Raw genomic sequence first — 18,164 nt, 5'->3', positions numbered from 1 at the left:
CTTATTTATGTTAGCATTTATACCCAGAATCCGTTGTCCTCCCAGATAAGGAGTTTGATGCGGTTTCGTCTCTGGTTGCAGAATGCAAACATGGCTTTCTCACGTGGATCGAGCTGGAACTGGTTCTGGACGATATCACAAAGCCCGTTAATGCTTTTTCTCATATCGGTTTTGCCACAGGCAAGATAAATCTTATAATCACTATACTGGAACATTGGATTCACTCACCGCCTTGATTGCTTGATGCATGAACTGGATGCCAAGAGCTTCTGGAACATGAAGCCTGCAGACACCGATTTCGATCAGGATTTCGTTGGAATTGGATGAATGGCTTGTGGACAGCATAGGAGTGACGGGGAGAAATTTTATATCCTGCTGGTTTGCCTAGTAATCATGCAGCCATTTTCCAAAGGTTGAGGGCTTGATGTTATTTTCCTGACACCAGGAAAGCTGGGACTTTCCGCTGGCAAGAAAGTTTTTGATGTATTGTTCTCGTTCTTGTTTGGTTGTATATTTTCGTTTGTCCATTATAACTACCTCCTGAGTTTTTGGTATAGTATAATGGAAGAAGCGTGGATTGGGTAGGCGTATCTGAGTTGACGCTTACCATTCTTTGACACAAATATTTGAATTTGTGTCAAAATACACATCTCCCCAGCTGATTAGTCTCGAAGATACAATTTACCATTAATTCACATTTCACTTTCGCTATCTCCTAAATTAAATAAAGCCTGTGTTCTATACGCAATCCCAACAACTTTTTCTCAAATATTTCATATGCAGCATATTTTGATTTCCTCTAAGTACAATTGATCGCATTTTCAAAATACATGCACTATCGAACTGCAAATAACCATATCTTTAATAAAGTTTTCCAGATTCACTTACACAACTCATTCCTAACCCTTTCTATTCCGTAAATACAGCTATTTTCCAACTTCACTTCATTCATACGGCTTTTTTCCAGCTTCATTGCAATAAAAAGTGGAAAAAAGATAATTGTCCAAACATTAAAAATAAGCCATAATACTGTAACCACAGATATTATAGCTCCTACTAACATTTTTCCAGATTCACTTCGCCCGACATGTGAATCTGGAAAAATACCGTATTGTTTTGTGAAACTGAAAAAACTGAATAACTTTCACATATAAATTCAGATTTCTTTATAAAAAAAGACACCCTACACTTGAATTATTTCACAATGTAAGGAATCTTTCATGAACATATCTTTTATATTTCTATGTAGGATTCCCATACTTGTTAGGTCGTTATAACAAATCTTTTCACAAATAATTGATGAAGTCATATGTGTATTAAAATATACTTCCTTGGAACTATCTATAAAATCCAGTACTGAAATTCCAAGATTCATATAAAAAGGTAGTTATTTCAAAATATCTTTTCAAAGAAAATCCAGTATCTTAAACCTCATATAGAACAAACCTGCAGATGCCGTAGCAATCACAGGTTTGTAATGATTATTTGCTCTTAGAAAATCTGCCCTGGAAGCTTCAACTTCTCCTTTGTAGGAAAGCCCTTGTCAAACTCCTCCACATCTTCCTCCTTCACATAGTACCCCTTCGGCGTCTGATACACTCCAGTAATACCGTCAAGATACTCTGGAATCAACTCTTTGCACAGGAAGAAAGAATCATCTTCTCCCTCGGGCAGATCATGATATCGAATTCCAAACTCTCTTGCAAAGGAAAATCCGCATTTGCTATAGAAATCAATATTGCCTTCAAACAGCACGGCACCAAATCCCATCTTGGTAGCCTTTTTAAGGGAATAGTCCAGCAAAGCCTTCCCATATCCTTTCCTCTTCAGATCCGGGATAATTCCGATCGGACCCATCGTCAACACATCGATCGTTCTTCCATCATCTGCTTCGATAATGGTCTTCATGAACATATTCTGTCCGATCAGCTTTCCGTCCTGCTCCATAACAAAATCAAGTTCTGGAACAAATGCCGAATCATCTCTGAGCATATGGATCACATAGTGCTCACTGCATCCCGGACGGTATACATTCCAAAATGCTTCCCTAACTAGATTTTCAACTGCTCCGTAATCCTTCTTTTCCTCCAAACGAATCGTATAATTATTCATTGCTTATTGTTCTCCTTGTAAACTATAAATCTTGAATCTTCTTCCATATTCTTTTTTTAAGACTACAAAATGCATCCATTTCTTTTTCCAGCATGCGGAATACATTTGCCACCAGATATCCGTCCGCTACCGCATGATTCATACGAACCGATACCGGCATCAAAAGTCTTCCGTTTTCTTCTCGATACTTGCCCCAGTTGATAATTGGCAGAAAATAAAGGAAACCGTCTGGCAATTCAATATTCAGAGAATCGTAAGAAAGCCAGGAAATGAAAGAAGCATCAAACCAGTTCGGATGGTTTTCCATATCCAGTCCGTACTCTCTCATTTGTTTTGCCTTCTCAATATCAGAAACGGCATTCCTGTAAAACGCAGCGTAATCAGGATCATAGCTTGTATATACCGGCGTGCACGTTTCCGTATCCTCATGGAAAACATACTGTGTAGGATTGATCACATCGTAGCAGATCAGTTCCTCAGTCTGCCAGAGATATCCCATTCTGTAATCGTCACGAGAGTTCAACACATTAGAAAGGATGTACAGGAAATTGACATAAAACTTCGTGCCACTCTTCTTCGAGCACTTAACAAGTTCCGTCACATCAACCCTTGCCGTCATGGAAGTCGAGCATTTACAGTCTTCTGTAAAATGCCTGAATGTACCCTTCCTGTAATATGTTTCTTTATCAATAACTCTATAGTTCATAATTTCACCTCACTCAGAAAACACCTATGTTCTCCCTTAAATCCACCATTCAGGTGTCAGTTTTTCCAGAGTCATGATCCGTTCCTGCTTGTAATCCATCATGATCTCAATATCCTTATACTTTTCAGGCATCAGCTGAACCATCAGTTCCCGGCAGGCTCCGCAAGGTGCACCGCTGGAACCGTCAGGCAGGATTGCAATGACCTTTGTTATCTCCTGCTCACCGTTGGTGATCATATTGAATATAGCATTTCGTTCTGCACAAATCCCCAGTGTGGAACAGGTATCAATACAAACACCCGTATATATCCTGCCGTTCCCGGATAGGATGGCTGCGGAAACCTCACCACAAGTAACATAATCAGATATCTTACGATCATTCTTTACTGCCACAGCCGCTTCATACAGCCTGTCCCACTGCCACTGATCTTTAGTCATGCTGCTCACATGTTCAGTGTGCAGGCCAGCCAGCAATCGGTCCCACATCTGGGTCTTTTGCATACCTAAATAAATCAGCAGTTCATATAAAAAACCTGCCGCACCCCAATCAGCCTTCTTTATCTCATTAAGCCAATGATCTTTTCTATCGCTTTCAAAATAATTGATTATTTTCATTTTCTCTATTACCTTTATTTATTTATGTACCATCATTAGATAAAACAAATGCAACCAAAACCATTCCCAAATCTTCAAGATGAAAAAAGCACCGAGGAAGTATTGTTCCTTAATCTCAGAATACTTATCCGGTTTCAGAAACCCATCCTTCAAAAGAAACGAGTGTATTCCGAGCACCTGTCCAAATAGATATACCTCTGTTTCTTTCATAGGATTGCTCCTGTTTTATCGTTGATCTTCCTGTGTATCATCCTTTTTCTCTCTTTTCTGGTAAATGGCTGCCAAGGATGATAAGCACGCCCCAGAAGCAAAGAAAATCGCACCTAAAATAAAATGATTGCTGGTAATCTAAAATGTCGCTGTGACAAACATTAATAATGCACTAATCGTCCATAATTTAGAAATTCTTTTATTCATTGTCTTTCTCCTCTAATATCCATTTCAAATGATCCCAGCCATTCTCATAAGTTATGCCAGTATAGCCTTCAAACTCATCATTTTCAAGCTGGGACAGATATTCAAACAAGTCATCGTCCAAGAATTAGCCGATTGGTTTTATCTCATTCACTTTTTTCCTCTCCGTCCTTTTCTATTCTTGAACCTATAAGCAATCCAAAAACCATCCCAGCCATCATTCCAATTCCGACATTAATGTGCAGTGCCGTCCCCAGCGCTACACCAAAACACATTCCTAAAGTTATTCCTTCGGAACCGTAATCATTCTTCTCCTTATCGGATTTGCGTTTAGAAGATCTTATGAAAAAGACCGTCAGTAATATCCCCATTACAATCCACGGCAAAGCCGCATTTGCAAAATCAACAATATGATTCATCGCTTTGTCTCCTTATGATTTCACTTCGCCCGACCGATTGTAGTGCATTCATCAAAAGTTCAAAGTTGAATGCACCAAGAATTATGGTTGAGCAGGAAGAGTATACTCCTTATTCTTTAAAAAGTCTTCCCATTTGCCACCTGGTAATATTGGAACATACTGATTGTCCGATGGAACAACCAGAGAATACGACATTTTAACATGAACAACCTGTGAACCAGAAAGAACGAAAAACTCATATTCATTTGGACTTTTATATGCCGGCAATTTAACATAAATTACATTGTGTCCTGTTCCGCCAGAGGATCTGTTTACCTCAAGACCATTTGTAGTATATGGAATTGTCCAATTTTCTGAAGCATCAAAATATACAGAAGTAATCGTGTAAGGTTTGCCTGCTACATAAGATTCAAGGTATGTATAATATGAAGTATTATGAGAACCAGCCGTATCACTTGGCCGGAAACCATATAGATTTGGAACTGAATTAGGAGCACCTTGTTGTACTACTGTTTTCGTAACTGTAATACCGTATTGGCTTTTAAAAGTAACTGTAATATTTCTTGGATTTCTTCCATAATTTTTTGGAACTGTAATTTTTGCAGTTTGTGCAGTGCTTAAACCGGAGCCATTCCATGGTGATGCATAAGCTGTTGTAGCATTACTTGAATACGGATCGTCTGTTTCTGGAACGTTAATGGAAACATTCCATGAATATTTAGAAATAAACGAAACAGGGAATTCTGATTTCTCATGGCTGCATGTTGCCGGAATGCTCACAACGTTGAGGATGCTTGCTGCATTATCATCAGCGGCTTTTGCCTCAGATGGATTTACAAGTGAAAATTTAAAAACAAAAACAAACATAAAAGCTGTTATTTTTAAAATATTGAAATTCATTTTTTTCATAATACCAATCTCCTCCTTTATTATCAGTATTTTTCTAAGAACAGAATTTGTTTATACAACAAATTCGCCTATTAAATCCATTAGTTCATCTGACAGATTCTTAATATTTGCTGTTATTTCATTTACTTCTGATATTGTATTATGTACATTTGCTGTTGATGCTGATGTCTGTTGTGAACTTGATGCACTTTCTGTTGCTGATTCAGTAAGTTTATTTACAGCATCTACAACTACACTACAGCTTGAATCCATATTTTCACTAAGTGTTTTTAAATTAGATATTTCTTTATTTATATCTGATATTTTTTCTACTATACTTCCATATTTTTCTCCTGTTCTAGTTACACTTTCTGCTTGTAATTTTACTGCGTCCTGAAGATTCTTTTGTTGTGTGGATGCTTTATTTACATTTTCATTAAGTTCTTGCAGCATTTTCTCTATCGTTCCAACTGCTAATGCGGATTCCTCTGCAAGTTTGCGTATTTCTTCTGCTACAACTGCAAATCCTTTTCCTGCTTCTCCTGCTCTTGCTGCCTCAATACTTGCATTTAAGGCAAGTAAATTTGTCTGGTTTGCAATACTTGATATCATATCACTTGCATTAGATATCTCAGATGCACTTGTATTCATATTCTCAATTGCTACGAATACACTTTCAAAGGCCTTGCTATTATTTCTGGTATCTGTAAGAAGTTTTTTAACAACTTCCATTCCTTCATTTGTTGTGTCTTCTATGGCACTGCTTATTTTTGCTAGTGAATTAGCAGTTTCATTACTTGACTCGACTATTCCCACTAATACTTTAGTCTGTTCATAGGCACTTCCTGTTTGAACCGCTTGTTCTGTTATATTAGTCGCTATCTCAGTAATTGCTGTTGATATCTCATCTGTTGCACCTGTAACATCTTCAAAAGATGTATTTAATACAATGGATACTTTATTAATTTCTTGTGCTACCTCCGTAATCATTTTCACCAGATCTTTAACCGTATCATATACTTTTTTAAAAGCTGATGACATCTGGCCAATCTCGCTTTCATTATCAATAACTTCCGGTATAAAATCCAGATTCTTGTTAGATAACTTAAGAAGATTATCTTTGGTAATGCGAATGCCTTTTATAATATTTCTGATTAACATAAAAATCAGAAACAGGGAAATCACTGCTATTACAATAACTGCCACCGAAATCACTGCTATTGTCTGTGATATCCAAGCCTCTATGTTATCTATTTTGTAATTAGCATAATAATCAAGGAAATCTTCCATTTGATCAAGACAGCTTCTGGCATCATCAAAAAGCTCGTTTTGTTTTCCTTTTTCACCAGCATTTTTTATAGGATCATAAACAGTATACCATTTTTTTATTTTTTTATTATAATCTTCATATAATTGTTTAAAAGTTGATTCATTAGAAAGATACTTATTCTTATCTTCAGATTCGGTAAGGCCATTTTCTTTTGCCAGCTCCTTAAGCGTAAAACCATTATATAATTCTTTATTAGATTTTACCCTATTAACTGCCTTTGCGACTTTATCAACTGCCTGATTATAATTTTCTATATAGCTGTCCTGTGCATCTTTATTGTTTTTATCATTTTGTAATTGCATACTAGCAGTTAATGCCTGATAATAATCCCTATCAGCATTTATAATATTACTGCTTGAAACATATAACTCATCGTATAAAGCTCTGACAATTGTTTTCTTAACAGAATCAGAAATTAAAATCATAGACACAAAGAGAGCAATAATGATTCCAACAAGAATCGCAACAGAAAACAGCAATTTGGTTTTTACTTTTGCATTTTTCAATTTTTTCATCCTTTCCCCATAAAAATTTGAATCACATTATTTAATGTCATATGTAGTGGTCAAACATTTTTGCAACACCACACCCTATATTCTTACTTATGTACCTTGCTTTAAATAGTGTCTTGTAATCCTTGTATGAATGAAGTCTTACACGTCTGTAATATGTATGCATCTTCCTCAATTGCTGGCTCTTTCTTTATAAGATTATATTTTGTTAAGAAAAACTGCTACGACTTTAGTTTACCACAACCTATATATCAAATTCAATAATTCAAATATATTATGATAATAAAAAAATTTTTCTGCAGGTAAAGATATTAACAGATTACAAGATGCCGCATAAAAATAGCCCTCCTTACTGTTTTTCCCAGCAAAGAGGGTATATATCTAATTTTATTTTATCATAAAAGCCCTTTTCCATTAGTACTTGCAAACAAATTCTTCGTTTACCTTGTCAAAATCTCTATGGGTAGAAATATAAAATCTTGTTCCTGCAGGATAGATCTTAACATGCTTAAATCCATTCTGCATAAGGATTCTTGCAGCATTATAGGAACGAACTGCGATAGCACAGAAAATAATGTATTTTTTATTTTTATCCAGCTCGTCCAGTCGATCCCTCAATTGCCCCAAAGGTATGTTTATCATACTATCAAAAGAAAAGGCCTGTAATTCTGCTTTTTCTCTTACATCTAAGATGACGGCATCTTTATCGGTATCTGTTTCATTCCATTGAGAAACTTCAATAAGACCTGCTAAAACATTTTCAGCAACATACCCTGCCATATTTATCGGATCCTTGCCAGATGAAAAAGGAGGAGCATAGGCAAGTTCCATATTCGTTAGTTCCTCTACGGATGCCCCAAATCGAATTGCTGTTCCAAGTGTATCAATTCTCTTATCTACTCCTTCTTTTCCAACAATTTGTCCACCATAAATTCTGCTTCCATCCACAGAGAAAATCAGCTTGATAATCAACGGCTTTGCGCCAGGATAGTATCCTGCATGAGAGTTTTGTGTAATGATAATGGATTTATAATCGTTATCCTTTACAAAACCCTTTTGATTCAGGAGCTTTTCATTTGCACCAGTGGCTGCAGCACATAAATCAAAAACCTTTGCAATGGAAGAACCCTGTGTTCCCTTATAAGTGGTAGAAAGGCCAGCGATATTATCTGCTACGATTCGCCCCTGTTTATTAGCAGGACCAGCAAGAGGAACCATAGTTTTATCCTTAAAAATAAAATCCACCACCTCAGCAACATCCCCTGCTGCATAAATCGATGGATCCTCTGTTTTCATATGATCATCTACTATGATGCCGCCACGCTCGTTACATTTAAGACCTGCGTCTTTTGCTAACTGGCTATTTGGACGAACACCAATAGATAAAAGCACCATATCAGAGAATATTTCTTTTCCGCTTGAAAGCTTTACTAGAATTCCATCTGTTTTTTCTTCAAAGCTGTCTACACCATCACCAAGGAATAAATCCACTCCGTTGTCACGGATCGTTTCATTTAACAAAAGTGCCATTTCGTAATCGAGTGGAGCCATCACCTGGTTTGCAGCCTCCACAATAGTAACTTTTAATCCTGCATGATGAAGGTTTTCTGCCATTTCCAGTCCAATAAAACCACCACCTGCTACTACGGCACTCTTCGCCTTTTTCTCTTTGATAAAGGCCTTTATTTCATCGGTATCTGGAACTGTCCAAAGTGTCTTTACACGTTCTGAATCCATTCCTGGAATTTCTGGTTTTAATGGAGAAGATCCTGTGGCAATTACTAATTGATCATAGGATTCCTCATATTCCCTTCCATCTTTTTCTGCCACGTGTACAAGCTTTTCATTCCGGTTAATGGAAGTAACTTCGCTATTAACTCGTACATCTACGCCATATCGTGCCTGCATCATTTCTTTTTTCATAACGAGCAAATCTCCACGATTTTCAATAATACCACCAACATGATATGGCAATCCACAATTGGCATAAGAAATGTAATCTCCTTTTTCTAACAAAATAATATCTTCCGTTTCTTTTAATCTTCTAAGACGAGCCGCACAGCTTGCTCCAGCTGCGACCCCGCCAATAATAACTGTTTTTCCCATATTTAACCCTTCACTATTTTTCTATTTTTTATTTTACAAATGCCCTGTGTCATAGTTCCCATCGGGCAAAAAGAACACCAGGTTCTTTCTTTATACAATGCCATTACAATCAGTCCGATTAATGTGGAGGTAAGCATTAAGCTGTAAAGCCCAAATCCAAACTGTGCTGCCCAGTCTGGAAAAACACTTCCTGAATACGCCCACTTCCACGGAACTTTTAAGGTCCAGAATAGCTTTACGACCTTCCTTAATGTATTTGCTCCTGCAAATACAAGGTACGTATTAAATACCATTGTTCCAAACATGGTCATAAAAAACACTAAAAATCCATATCGGAACCACTTTGATGCAATCCATTCTGGTGCAGGTTTTCGTCTTGAACATTTCAAATTTCTTCCCAATACCCAAAACAACTGCCCACGGCCACACATATGATTACAAAACCACTTATTTCCGCCTGCAATTGCAAATATCAGTGGCAAAATAAAATCGATCATCCCTAGCCATGCAAATAAAATATTAAAAAAACCTAATACAAAATAAATTATGGACCAGATCCATAAATAATTATACCAATGTTTTGTTTTTTTATTCGATGCCATTTTTAACGCCTCCTTCTATCATGGAAATAGCATTGGCAGGACAGGCGTTGTAGCATATCCCGCAGCCAACGCATTTTATAGGATCTACTACAGCGTGGCACCCTTTATATATTTGTATTGCACCACGGGGACATTGTAAAGAACATACTCCACATGCAACACAAATGCTTTTATCTGGTTTTGCTTTTCTTTTCGCCATTTTATACTACCTTTCGCTTTTGCGTCCTTTCTTAACTTTTTTACATTTTTTCTTGTTTTTTTCAGCTGATGAGTATATTATACAAGGTATAAAAAGTATATCAAGTACGCAAAAATAATTTATCTGGTAAGAAAAAACTGACCAGTGAAAGGATACGGATTATGAGTAAAAAAGAACCATTATGCGAAAATATTGCAGGTGAAGGCTGTGGATTAAAAAAGGTAATTAATATTGTTGGAGGTAAATGGAAAATTATGATTCTGTGTGTTATAGATAAAGAGGAAATTGTCCGATACGGAGATTTGAGACGTTCCGTTTTCGGCATTACGAACACCATGCTTGCTAATTCCTTAAAAGAACTGGAATCTGATGGTTTAATTCATAGACAGCAATATGATGAAATGCCTGTAAGAGTAGAATATTCTCTTACTGAAAAAGCAAAATCCTTAATCCCGATACTACTCCAATTAAAAAAATGGGGAGAAAGCAATCTATAGGCTTTCCCCCTATTCCAAAATTGTGTTTACATTTACCTGCTATTTTGAAAATGCATTCTTAGTTAAGCAAACATCTTGTAGATATTCTATATAAAAAAATTTAAATAGTTTATCAATTATCTATAATTAGTTTACATAAAGCATTTTATTATCAGCAAAATAGACAGATACTTTTAGCATTTTAGCGAATTGATCTATTGTATATTTGTGATATCATATGTATTTAGGGGAGACGTGTGTGCATGAATCTAATGGTAATCGTTTACATCTCATTTATCCCCAGTTGAAAAATTTTAAAAGAGAGGATGATTTAAATGAAGGGTAATACTTTCAAAAAAGCAAATGCTCTTGTTCTTACATTTGTATTAACATTAGTTCTATTTGCTTCCAACCTTGCCATTTCAGTAAAAGCAGCTGCTGCTGATAATGTAATCTGGACTGGCTCGGCAAATCAGATTGGCGACTGGACTTCCTGGTCAGCTGCATTGACTTTAGAATCTTTTGATGGAAAATCAATTTTTGCAACTCCATCTGATATCTGTGTAAAATATGAGAGCAATAACGCTCCTGTTCTTGTTCTTCAATCCTATCCAGCTGATAACTGGTGGACACAGGTTAATGCTACATATTCTGTAAACGGAGTGGCTCACTTTGCTTACAAAACTTTAAAAGAAACTTTAGATTATGATCCATCTTTAATTACACGTGCACTTGTATATCCGAATGGATCTGATATTACAGTAAAAGAAGTATTCTCCTGTCCAGCTGAAGACTTAGACAATCCTGTAATTCCTTATGAAGGACTTGCTGGAACAATCGTAAAAGATATGAAAGCTGGCTGGAACTTAGGTAACTCTTTAGACAGCTATGGTGATTGGGTTTACGAAACAAAAGAAGGTACTCCTAACGATTTCGAAACTGCCTGGGCTAACCCAACAATTACAAAAGAGTTAATTCAGCAAGTAAAAGAACAAGGATTCAATGCAATTCGTTTGCCAGTTACCTGGAGACAGTTCATTGATGATAACAATGGATATAAAGTTGACGATGCCTGGATGGATCGTGTAGAAGAAGTTACAAACTGGATTTTAGATGAAGGTATGTACTGTATCTTAAACGTTCACCATGATACAGGTACAGAAGGCTGGTTACAGGCTACAACAAAGAACTTTGCAGCTCAAAACAAAAAATTTGAAGCTCTTTGGAAACAAATTGCAACAAGATTTAACAAATACGACAACAAACTTTTATTTGAAGGTTTCAACGAAATGTTAGATGGCTACAACTGGTCTTACCCAGGTGCTGATGCTGGTACTGCAATTAACAAATACAATCAGTTATTCGTTGATACGGTTCGTGCAACAGGTGGTAACAATGCTACTCGTTGTTTAGTCGTTAATACCTATGCTGCTTGTACTGATGCTGGTGCTATCGCTGATTTCATCGTGCCAACAGATACTGCTGAAAACAGCTTAATCGTAGAAATCCACTACTACCAGCCATATTTCTACTGTGCAAAATACAGTGAAAAAGACCAGACAACCGTAACAGAATGGCAGTCTGGCGGTGGAAAATCTATTGTTGACGGAACCTTCTATTCCTTATATAAAAACTTTACAGCAAAAGGCATCCCAGTAATCGTCGGTGAAATTGCTGCTGCTGCTAAAAAGAACGTAGAAGACAGAGCAGATTACATTGCTTACGTTGCACAACTTACAGATAAATTAGGCATGAAGATCTTCTGGTGGGATGAAGGCGGATACTTTGAAAAAGATGATACACTTCAAGCACATATCGGTATGGGGATCATCAACCGCCACACTGGTGAAATCGTTTACCCGGAAATTTTTGATGCTATTATGAAGAATACAACAAGAGTTCCTGCTGGTGATATTACTCCTTCCGAAACACCGGAACCTTCAAAGACAGCTGCTCCTTCCAAAACACCAGAACCATCCGAAGCAGTTGTTCCTTCCGAAACACCAGAGCCATCCGAAGCAGTTGTTCCTTCCAAAACACCAGAACCATCCGAAGCAGTTGTTCCTTCCGAAACACCAGAACCATCCGAAGCAGTTGTTCCTTCTAAAACACCAGAACCTTCCAAATCTGCTGCTGATGGCATTGTTCCAGATATAACAGTAACTTCCAATATTGCAGGAACAATCGGTCAGAACTACGTAATCAAAGCTCCTGCTGGCAAAAGCATGGATTTGGAAAAAGTCAGAATCCGTTTCAACTACACAAAATCCAACAAAGCGGAACAGATGTTCTCTTGTGATTGTGCTGGTATCAGCCTGCCTGCAGCTCCTTACTATGTAGATTATTCTTCAAATGTAAAAGCTGCATTTGGAGATGGTTATGTAGATATTACCTTTGCAAAAACAATGGATTTAGCAAATGGAACCTTAAATCTTCAGACAAGAATGAACAACTCCGACTGGTCTGCTTATAGCAACCTTGTAGCTGGAAGCTATGAAATCTACTATGATAATGCGTTAGTAAAAACGATAGAATAATCGAAAATAAAGAGCCAGAAGAAAATCAGGTTTTAAAAATTCCTGAATTCTTCTGGCTTTTTTATTATGTATAATCATGCAAATAAATCTCTTTTCCGGAACTTGCTTAAAATCAGTTTTCTGATAGCTCTCGCATTAGTCAGCCAGTTAATTCGTACGCCGTTTTTCGTATTCGTAAGCATTTCAAAAACAAGATATCTGGCTATTTTCTCAGGATAATCTCCGTAAATGTTATAAGCTTCTTTGGTTTTTTGCGAAGGTTCTGTGCGGCTTTTTATTCCAAGATTGTTATTTAAGAAATCTGAAAGGATAACGCCTGGGTCTAGTTTTCCAATAATGATGTGGGTTTTCTCCTGACGCATTTCCTTGGTTAAGGAATTGGAAAAGCATGTGATTGCTTGGGTCGTAGTTCCGCACAAACTAAGATTTGTGCCAAATATCCTACTAGATCCTAAACCTTCTACATTATAGATTGCCCCACTTCCTTGCTCTCTCATTCCGTTTACCGCAATTTGGGAACCATAGATTGTACTTCTTAAATCAATCTCTGTAATCTGGTCAATTTCTCTTGGACGTAATTCCCAAAGATACTTGTCTGGCAAATTAATCCCAGTATTATTGATCCAAATGTCTACCATACAAAACATTGCAATGGCATAGTTCCAAAGTTCCTCTAAGGATTTTGTATTTCTGACGTCGCATGCATACCCACAGACAAAAGAATGTGGATGCTCTTTTTTTAGCTGTCTGCAGCATTCCTTAACTTTCTCCGGGTCCTTGCCATGTATGACAACCTGGCACTTATTTTTTAAGAATTGTTTCGCTAATGCATACCCTAGTCCCTTTGTGCTTCCTGTAATAACAACTGTCTTCATACTTTATCACATCCCCTTTTTCGTACTTCCCCATATTTAATATCCTTTCGTTTACTAAATATAGTTTAACATTTAGGGTGCCATAAAGTTTGCAAATGTAAATTTTAAAACTTCCAATGGTGAAAAGAAAACCCACTGCTGGTTAGCATTGCCGTTGTAAGCGTACTGACATACATTTGTTCCATCATTCTTTAACGCTCTCCAGACATCCACTGCTTTTGTACATCCACTGGATTTTGTGGCAATAATATAGCTTTGGTTATCTTCTGATACGGTTACCTGGAACTGCTGTGCGGTACCTGAGTGGCCGTTATAAATCTGGATATTTGCGTCATTTTCAGAAGAACCACCGTTTACATCTAACATGAATTCTCCTAATGCACTTGTAAACGTGATGTATCCGTTTTCTTGGTTTTTCAGGTACCATTTCTGGTTATCAGCACCGTTTCTGGTTCCAAGTTCTACATTCTGGCCAGATTTGCCTGCTGCGTCTTTTACTTGCAGATATTTTTCGGCATTGACATTTTTAAGAGTATACCAGCCGTCTGGTAATGTCTTTGTTTCTCCTGGTAAAGTAGATTCTGGCAAGTTATTGGATATCTCTGGTTTTACGCCATCTGCTGGGAATGCAAGCTGTAAGAAGTTCCACATAGCGGGACTCCATACGCCACCATCATGATTACCGCCTTCAACGGATAACCATGCATGTGGAATGCCATTTGCCTCGCAGTAATTGTGTGTTCCAAGATTAGATGGATAGAAACCACACCAGTCTGCTGTTCCACAAGATAACATAAGTGTTTTTAATTTCTGTTTTGCTTCTGCACCACCGTATGGGAACATATCACGATCTGATGGGTGATTTATTGGTAATGCAGAGGTTGGGCATACATGATGGAATACATCAAGATTGCCGATCCCTTCAGCAAATGCAACTCCTCCACCCATAGAATAGCCATAGATTCCCCTGTGATCGGCATCTGCAATAACAGAGTAATGAGATTCAATATAAGGAATTACTACTTTTAGCAGTTCATTGTGTGATTTACCTTTTATGTAAGAGGCTGTCCCGGCTATATTGGTATAATTCTTAACATGACGATATTTTTTTTGTTTCTTTTCTTTCACTTTCATTTCAATAGAAATAACGCAAAAAATACAAGCCATAGGTTTCATTATATGTTAAAATACCTATATATTGCAAATAGAACTTATGTAAGAGAGGTACCAGTATGAGATATCCAAAGTTTTTAGAGAAAAACGGAACAATCGGTTTTGTAGCACCATCTTTTGGCTGTAATACCGAGCCATATAAATCCGCATTTGTAAATGCCCAGAAGAAATTCACCCAAATGGGCTATCACCTTGATTTAGGGCCAAACTGCTACGAAGGTTCTGGCGTTGGCATCAGCAGCACCCCAGAAAAATGTGGCCAGGAACTTACGGAGTATTACTGTTCCCACAAAAATGATGTCCTGATTTCCTGTGGCGGTGGAGAATTGATGTGTGAAACCCTAAACTACACAGATTATGAAAAAATCAAAGCTGCACCAGCTAAATGGTATATGGGATATTCTGATAATACCAACTTTACCTTCCTGCTGAATACATTATGTGATACGGCTTCTATATACGGTCCTTGTGCAGCAACATTCGGCATGGAACCTTGGCACAGTTCAATTGAAGATGCATTTGCCTTATTAACAGGACAAAAGAAGGTATTCAAAGGCTATGATACATGGGAAAAGGAATCCTTAAAAGACGAAACGAACCCTTTAGCAGCCTATAATACAACAGAACCTAAAATACTTAAACACTATCCTGATGGAGACATCCAGATGGAAGGAAGGCTTATAGGAGGCTGTATGGATTGTCTAGTCAATCTTCTTGGCACTCAGTTCGACAATGTTCCAGTATTTCTGGAACAGTACAAAGAAGACGGATTTATCTGGTTCTTAGAATCCTGCGAGCTAAATGTCATGTCTATGCGTCGTGCTATGTGGCAAATGAAGAATGCTGGCTGGTTCAACTATGTAAAAGGTTTCTTGATTGGAAGGCCACTGTTTTTTGGACAGGAGATGTTTGGTCTGGATCAGTATGAAGCCATGCTCTTCCACATCCACGAATTCAATGTGCCTGTAATTATGGATGCAGATTTAGGTCATCTTTCACCATGCCTTCCTATTGTCAGCGGCGCAAAAGCTAAGATAACTGCGAAAGGCAACGACCTTACAGTTTCCTACGAACTATAGGAGTATGTTATCCTTCTGGTAATCTGAAAAATCCTTTGCATCGAATTCTATAAAATGCAGCTTCTTTTGGCATACTATCTGGTATGGTTTAAGAAATGAAGAAAAGTACCCAGGCATTTTTTGCAAGGGTACTTTTCTTTCCGGTTATGAATCATGCATAAAAAAAGAGAAATAGCACATGTGCAACGGTTATCTTTTTGCAAGCAAACCATATAATCTAATTGTTGGGCAATGTCATTGAAATCAAATAAATACAAGATACAAACGAATAAAAGCCTTCAGGAAGCACCTACAACCATCCAGGCTATAAATTAGCGGATAAAAGTCTCAATGTACAATCAGATATATTGATAACCAGTGTTACAATTCCTTAAAACAATCATAAGATTCTCAGAAATAAAACGAAAGGGATAAAAAACTGAAAACGTCATAAACTATTTTATACGGAACTATTTCTCTTGAATATATGATATAACAGTAAAGAACTTTTTTCAATCCGTTAAATTTACAGAAATATGAATATTTTTTGTGCATTTTTAACAATTTAATCTAATAATTTTTAATTAAATGGTTTGTTATTTACTAATAAAAATACCACTTTTTTTAGTTTTGCACTAAATTCTTGCATATAAATTCATGTTTTCTGCGATCCTCTCTGCTAACTCGTCAGAAATCTGTTCTTTGGTAGCACGCCACAGCCAGTTGCGGCCCAAAGTAGATGGGGTATTCATACGTGCTTCACTGCCCAGATTCAGAAGATCCTGCATGGTAACAAATGCAGTGTCTCCAACGCTTGCCCAAACCGCCTTCATCATCCCCCAGTTATATCCTTCTGTGCTATCCAGCCTTAAATATTCTTTGGCATATTCTACACTTTCCTCTGGTGCATTTTCAACCCATCCCAGCAGAGTATCATTGTCATGAGTTCCTGTATACACCACGCAATGCCTGTCATATGTATGAGGAAGATAATTACTGGTTTCCCTTATATCAAAAGCAAACTGAAGTACCTTCATTCCTGGAAAACCTGACCCTTTCACCATATCTGCCACTTCATCCGTAAGGTAGCCCAAATCTTCCACAATGATATGTAACGCACCAAGCTTTTCTTTCAGACATTGAAACAAATCTAAACCAGGTCCCTTTCGCCAGTGCCCGTTTTTTGCTGTCTTCTCGCCATAAGGAATCGCATAATAGGATTCAAATCCACGAAAATGATCTATTCTTACAACATCATAAAGCTGTGATACATAAGCAATGCGTCTAGTCCACCACTGATATCCATCCTCTTTCATCACATCCCAGTTAAATAACGGATTGCCCCAAAGCTGTCCATCTTCACAAAATGCATCTGGAGGACATCCCGCCACTTCAATCATTTTTCTATCCTCATCCAGATAAAACTGTTCTGGTTCTTTCCAGACATCTACACTGTCCGCAGCCACATAAATTGGCACATCACCAACAATCTGAATTCCCTGGCGGTTTGCATAAGATTTCAGCTTATGCCATTGTTCAAAAAAGAAATACTGTGTCATTTTCCAGAAAAGGATCTCTGCACTGTACTTAGCTCTGGCATCTTCCAAAGCATTTTCCTCACGGAACTTTAAAGGTTCTTCCCAAAGCTGCCACCTCTGTCCATTGTGTGCATCCTTTAACGCCATAAACAAAGCGTAATCCTCTAGCCACTCTCTCTGCTCCCAGCAAAATATCTCAAATTCGTCTGGAATTTCTTCCATGAAATTTTCAAATACAATATGCAGCAGCTCATAACGGCTCTGGTACATGGTTGCATAGTCCACCTTTGTTTCGTTATCTCCCCAATTGTAAAGTTCACAGACTCCGTTTTCTAAATATCCTTTCTCACACAGCATTGTCAGGTCGATAAAATACGGATTGCCCGCATATCCGGAAAATGACTGGTAAGGAGAATCTCCATAGCTTGTCTGATTAATCGGAAGGATCTGCCAATACGTCTGTTTTGCCCGTTTTAGAAAATCCACAAACTCATATGCCTCTTTCCCTAACGTTCCGATTCCATAGGGAGAAGGCAGTGATGAAATGTGCATTAAAATCCCACTGCTTCTCATATGATACCTCCATTTCTATACCACCAAATAA

The 18,164-nt window shown here is 37.5% G+C and carries 17 protein-coding genes; 3 read left to right on the top strand and 14 right to left on the bottom strand.

Annotated elements, in window-relative coordinates; genetic code table 11:
• Positions 1-17: 17 nt before the first annotated feature.
• From tnpB to BMY85_RS06545, 11 genes are all read right to left on the bottom strand, one after another.
• A complete protein-coding gene (gene tnpB, locus BMY85_RS06595) occupies positions 18-215 on the bottom strand; it encodes an IS66 family insertion sequence element accessory protein TnpB (protein ID WP_092477473.1) in 198 nt (65 codons plus the stop codon).
• Between the two features lie 169 nt (positions 216-384).
• On the bottom strand, positions 385-528 hold the full coding sequence (tnpA, locus tag BMY85_RS15555) for an IS66 family insertion sequence element accessory protein TnpA (protein ID WP_177180670.1): 144 nt from the start codon (positions 526-528) through the stop codon (positions 385-387).
• Positions 529-1,491: 963 nt separating this feature from the next.
• On the bottom strand, positions 1,492-2,112 hold the full coding sequence (locus BMY85_RS06590; RefSeq protein WP_092477472.1) for a GNAT family N-acetyltransferase: 621 nt from the start codon (positions 2,110-2,112) through the stop codon (positions 1,492-1,494).
• A 22-nt stretch (positions 2,113-2,134) separates the two neighbouring features.
• The gene (locus tag BMY85_RS06585) at positions 2,135-2,818 is read right to left on the bottom strand and encodes a CatA-like O-acetyltransferase, family 3 (RefSeq protein WP_092477471.1); all 684 of its coding nucleotides are present in this window, start codon (positions 2,816-2,818) and stop codon (positions 2,135-2,137) included.
• Between the two features lie 36 nt (positions 2,819-2,854).
• Complete coding sequence (locus BMY85_RS06580) at positions 2,855-3,304, bottom strand: cytidine deaminase family protein (protein ID WP_330387227.1); 450 nt, start codon at positions 3,302-3,304, stop codon at positions 2,855-2,857.
• 689 nt (positions 3,305-3,993) lie between these two features.
• A complete protein-coding gene (locus BMY85_RS06570; protein ID WP_092477469.1) occupies positions 3,994-4,266 on the bottom strand; it encodes a hypothetical protein in 273 nt (90 codons plus the stop codon).
• Positions 4,267-4,347: 81 nt separating this feature from the next.
• Positions 4,348-5,175 carry a hypothetical protein gene (locus BMY85_RS06565; RefSeq protein WP_092477468.1) on the bottom strand — a complete coding sequence of 276 codons (828 nt, stop codon included), beginning with the start codon at positions 5,173-5,175 and terminating at the stop codon, positions 4,348-4,350.
• Positions 5,176-5,226: 51 nt separating this feature from the next.
• Positions 5,227-6,999: a methyl-accepting chemotaxis protein gene (locus tag BMY85_RS06560; RefSeq protein WP_092477467.1), complete on the bottom strand. Its 1,773-nt coding sequence runs from the start codon at positions 6,997-6,999 to the stop codon at positions 5,227-5,229.
• Positions 7,000-7,410: 411 nt separating this feature from the next.
• Positions 7,411-9,102, bottom strand: coding sequence for an FAD-dependent oxidoreductase (locus BMY85_RS06555; RefSeq protein ID WP_092477466.1), 1,692 nt, complete (start codon positions 9,100-9,102; stop codon positions 7,411-7,413).
• A gap of 2 nt (positions 9,103-9,104) precedes the next feature.
• Positions 9,105-9,704 carry a 4Fe-4S binding protein gene (locus tag BMY85_RS06550; RefSeq protein WP_092477465.1) on the bottom strand — a complete coding sequence of 200 codons (600 nt, stop codon included), beginning with the start codon at positions 9,702-9,704 and terminating at the stop codon, positions 9,105-9,107.
• Positions 9,691-9,903 (bottom strand): 4Fe-4S binding protein, encoded by a 213-nt coding sequence (locus tag BMY85_RS06545; protein WP_092477464.1) that lies wholly within the window; start codon positions 9,901-9,903, stop codon positions 9,691-9,693. Before BMY85_RS06545 ends, BMY85_RS06550 begins: the two co-directional genes overlap by 14 nt.
• Positions 9,904-10,064: 161 nt before the next feature.
• On the opposite strand from BMY85_RS06545, the gene BMY85_RS06540 reads away from it, so the two are divergent.
• A complete protein-coding gene (locus tag BMY85_RS06540) occupies positions 10,065-10,400 on the top strand; it encodes a winged helix-turn-helix transcriptional regulator (protein ID WP_092477463.1) in 336 nt (111 codons plus the stop codon).
• A gap of 314 nt (positions 10,401-10,714) precedes the next feature.
• Positions 10,715-12,916, top strand: a complete 2,202-nt coding sequence (locus BMY85_RS06535; RefSeq protein WP_092477462.1) for a cellulase family glycosylhydrolase — start codon at positions 10,715-10,717, stop codon at positions 12,914-12,916.
• 74 nt (positions 12,917-12,990) lie between these two features.
• Here the strand turns inward: BMY85_RS06535 and BMY85_RS06530 are convergent, their stop codons facing one another.
• Entirely contained in the window at positions 12,991-13,791 is an 801-nt protein-coding gene (locus BMY85_RS06530; RefSeq protein ID WP_092477461.1) for an SDR family oxidoreductase, read from the bottom strand.
• A 72-nt stretch (positions 13,792-13,863) separates the two neighbouring features.
• Positions 13,864-14,958, bottom strand: a complete 1,095-nt coding sequence (locus tag BMY85_RS06525; RefSeq protein WP_242939685.1) for an RICIN domain-containing protein — start codon at positions 14,956-14,958, stop codon at positions 13,864-13,866.
• Positions 14,959-15,023: 65 nt separating this feature from the next.
• On the opposite strand from BMY85_RS06525, the gene BMY85_RS06520 reads away from it, so the two are divergent.
• Complete coding sequence (locus tag BMY85_RS06520) at positions 15,024-16,043, top strand: S66 family peptidase (RefSeq protein ID WP_092477459.1); 1,020 nt, start codon at positions 15,024-15,026, stop codon at positions 16,041-16,043.
• 614 nt (positions 16,044-16,657) lie between these two features.
• Here BMY85_RS06520 and malQ read toward each other — a convergent pair.
• Complete coding sequence (malQ, locus tag BMY85_RS06515; protein ID WP_092477458.1) at positions 16,658-18,133, bottom strand: 4-alpha-glucanotransferase; 1,476 nt, start codon at positions 18,131-18,133, stop codon at positions 16,658-16,660.
• Positions 18,134-18,164: the final 31 nt, after the last annotated feature.

The organism is [Clostridium] polysaccharolyticum (assembly GCF_900111595.1).
Lineage (GTDB): Bacteria > Bacillota > Clostridia > Lachnospirales > Lachnospiraceae > Clostridium_AI > Clostridium_AI polysaccharolyticum.
This window is presented reverse-complemented; position numbering and strand designations above follow the sequence as displayed.

Coding starts and splice junctions, on each gene's coding strand:
- tnpB (WP_092477473.1), bottom strand. CDS start 215: ATGTTCCAGTATAGTGATTATAAGATTTATCTTGCCTGTGGCAAAACC.
- tnpA (WP_177180670.1), bottom strand. CDS start 528: ATGGACAAACGAAAATATACAACCAAACAAGAACGAGAACAATACATC.
- BMY85_RS06590 (WP_092477472.1), bottom strand. CDS start 2,112: ATGAATAATTATACGATTCGTTTGGAGGAAAAGAAGGATTACGGAGCA.
- BMY85_RS06585 (WP_092477471.1), bottom strand. CDS start 2,818: ATGAACTATAGAGTTATTGATAAAGAAACATATTACAGGAAGGGTACA.
- BMY85_RS06580 (WP_330387227.1), bottom strand. CDS start 3,304: ATGTGGGACCGATTGCTGGCTGGCCTGCACACTGAACATGTGAGCAGC.
- BMY85_RS06570 (WP_092477469.1), bottom strand. CDS start 4,266: ATGAATCATATTGTTGATTTTGCAAATGCGGCTTTGCCGTGGATTGTA.
- BMY85_RS06565 (WP_092477468.1), bottom strand. CDS start 5,175: ATGAAAAAAATGAATTTCAATATTTTAAAAATAACAGCTTTTATGTTT.
- BMY85_RS06560 (WP_092477467.1), bottom strand. CDS start 6,999: ATGAAAAAATTGAAAAATGCAAAAGTAAAAACCAAATTGCTGTTTTCT.
- BMY85_RS06555 (WP_092477466.1), bottom strand. CDS start 9,102: ATGGGAAAAACAGTTATTATTGGCGGGGTCGCAGCTGGAGCAAGCTGT.
- BMY85_RS06550 (WP_092477465.1), bottom strand. CDS start 9,704: ATGGCATCGAATAAAAAAACAAAACATTGGTATAATTATTTATGGATC.
- BMY85_RS06545 (WP_092477464.1), bottom strand. CDS start 9,903: ATGGCGAAAAGAAAAGCAAAACCAGATAAAAGCATTTGTGTTGCATGT.
- BMY85_RS06540 (WP_092477463.1), top strand. CDS start 10,065: ATGAGTAAAAAAGAACCATTATGCGAAAATATTGCAGGTGAAGGCTGT.
- BMY85_RS06535 (WP_092477462.1), top strand. CDS start 10,715: ATGAAGGGTAATACTTTCAAAAAAGCAAATGCTCTTGTTCTTACATTT.
- BMY85_RS06530 (WP_092477461.1), bottom strand. CDS start 13,791: ATGAAGACAGTTGTTATTACAGGAAGCACAAAGGGACTAGGGTATGCA.
- BMY85_RS06525 (WP_242939685.1), bottom strand. CDS start 14,958: ATGGCTTGTATTTTTTGCGTTATTTCTATTGAAATGAAAGTGAAAGAA.
- BMY85_RS06520 (WP_092477459.1), top strand. CDS start 15,024: ATGAGATATCCAAAGTTTTTAGAGAAAAACGGAACAATCGGTTTTGTA.
- malQ (WP_092477458.1), bottom strand. CDS start 18,133: ATGAGAAGCAGTGGGATTTTAATGCACATTTCATCACTGCCTTCTCCC.